We start from the raw sequence: 1941 nt of genomic DNA, 5'->3' as shown, positions 1-1941 counted from the left end.
GGGCCTGCGGCGCGCGTTGGCCCTGGCGCCGCGCCATCAGGTCCTGCAGCACGGCCAGCACCTCGGTGGTCGGGCCATCGAGGTCGAGGAAGTCGTCCACGCCCGCGCGCAGGGCGGCCAGCGTGGTGTTGGTCTCGTTCGCGTGGCCGGTGCCGATCAGCAGCAGCTCGGGCCACTCGCGCCGCAAGGCGGTGGCCAGGCGCGTGCTGCGCAGGGCCTGGCCGCTGGAGAAGTCCAGGAACAGGATGCGCGGGTGGGTGGTGGCGATCCGTTCGCCGAGCGCGGCCTCGTCGAGCGTGACCACCGTGACCTCGCCGAGTTGTCCCATGGCGGCGTTCAGCCAGCCCGCGTGCTCGCCCGTGTCCGAGGCGAACAGGTACACGTTGCGGCTCTGGAGCGAGGTGTGCAGGGGGGTGGGCAGGGTGCTCATGGCGAGGGCCGGGGCGTCATCGGGAAAAACCGGGCAGGGCGTCATCGGCCCCGTTGCCCACGAGAAAGCCGCGCCAGAAAGCGGGGTCGCGCTGCTCGGCGCGCCCGGGCAGGGCCGCGTCCAGCTGCGTGCCCTGGGCCAGCGGCTTGACGAGGTGCGGCGTGACCACGATCACCAGCTCGCGCTCGCTCTGCTGGTAGTCCTGGCGCTTGAACACCGTGCCCAGCACCGGCAGGTCGCCCAGCATCGGCACCTTGTCCACGCTGGAGGTGGTGGTGCGGCTGACCAGGCCGCCGATCACGAAGCTCTCGCCGTCGCCGAGCTCGACCGTGGTGTCGGCGCGCCGTGTGGTGATCGCGGGCACGGCCACGCCGCTGAGGGTCACGGCGTTGGTGTAGTCCAGGTCGCTCGCCTCGGGCGCCACCTTGAGCACGATGCGCTGGTTGGAGAGCACCGTGGGCGAGACGGTCAGCCCGATGCCAAAGGGCTTGTATTCGATGCTGGTGGTGCCCAGGCCCTGCGCGATCGGCACCGGGATCTCGCCACCGGCGAGGAAGTTGGCGCTCTGGCCCGAGAGCGCCACCAGCGTGGGCTCGGCCAGCACCCGGGCCAGGCCATTGCCTTCGAGCAGGCCCAGGTTCAGGCCGATGTTGGCCTTGCCGAAGTTCAGCAGCAGGCCGAAGGCCTGCGCCAGCGGCGAGGTCATCTCGCCCCTGATCACGCCGTTGGGTTCGAAGCTGGCGGAGGTGAGCAAACTCGGCGAGAACACGCCGAAGCTGAAGCCGTGCTTGTTCGGCGCGGTGCTGAAGAGGTTCAGCCCGGCCTGCTTGAGCACGCGCTTGTTGAACTCCACGATCTTGACCTCGACCTGCACGGTCTGGCTTTTCACGCTCAGCGTGGAGCGGTCGGCCAGCGGGGCCTTGTCGGGCTGCAGCGCCAGCGCGGCCTCGCGTGCCTGCTGGTGCTCGGCGGCGCTCGGGAACGCGCCCTGCAGCACCGCGCCGTCGCGCTGCACGTGCAGGGTGTAGGTGGTGGCGGCGTCGCTGCCGCGCTCCCACACCAGCAGCGAGGTGCTGCCGGGGGCCTTGCCGGTGATGATGAGGCGCGCACCCGGCCCACCCGATGTCCCGCGCGCCTTGCGCGTGACCATGACCGAGGCGACCTGCTCGTTGGCGATGGCGATGCGGTCCACGCCCTTGTCGATCACCAGTTCCTGCTGCGTGCCGGCGGTCAGCCGCAAGGCCCGGTCGGCGCTCGCGCTCGGCGAGGCATCGCTGGCCGGTTGCGCCAGCAGGCCGCCCGAGGCGGCGGTGAGCAACAGGCCGGCCAGCAGCGCCAGGCGGGGCCAGCGCGAACGGCGGGGAAGGGCGGTGGGTGGGGGCTTGAGGGTCATGCGGAGCACCTGGTGGGTTGACGCGCGTGGTCTCAATAGCGCACGGTGTCGCGGCGATTACCGCGGATGAGCTCGACCTCGTGCCCCGCCGAGGGGGCCGAGGTCGCCACCACCGCGC

At 71.5% G+C, this 1941-nt stretch carries 1 protein-coding gene and 1 pseudogene; both read right to left on the bottom strand.

What is annotated here, in order from left to right; all coding sequences use genetic code 11:
* Positions 1-430: pseudogene (locus tag KIT86_RS25010) on the bottom strand (pilus assembly protein); the annotation flags it as partial.
* Between the two features lie 16 nt (positions 431-446).
* Positions 447-1823, bottom strand: coding sequence for a type II and III secretion system protein family protein (locus KIT86_RS25005; RefSeq protein ID WP_297403433.1), 1377 nt, complete (start codon positions 1821-1823; stop codon positions 447-449).
* Positions 1824-1941: the final 118 nt, after the last annotated feature.

The organism is Hydrogenophaga sp. (genome assembly GCF_026125825.1).
In the GTDB taxonomy this organism is placed as follows: domain Bacteria; phylum Pseudomonadota; class Gammaproteobacteria; order Burkholderiales; family Burkholderiaceae_C; genus Hydrogenophaga.
This window is presented reverse-complemented; position numbering and strand designations above follow the sequence as displayed.

Excerpts from the sequence above, each read along its gene's own strand:
- KIT86_RS25005 (WP_297403433.1), bottom strand. The coding sequence starts at position 1,823 with ATGACCCTCAAGCCCCCACCCACCGCCCTTCCCCGCCGTTCGCGCTGG.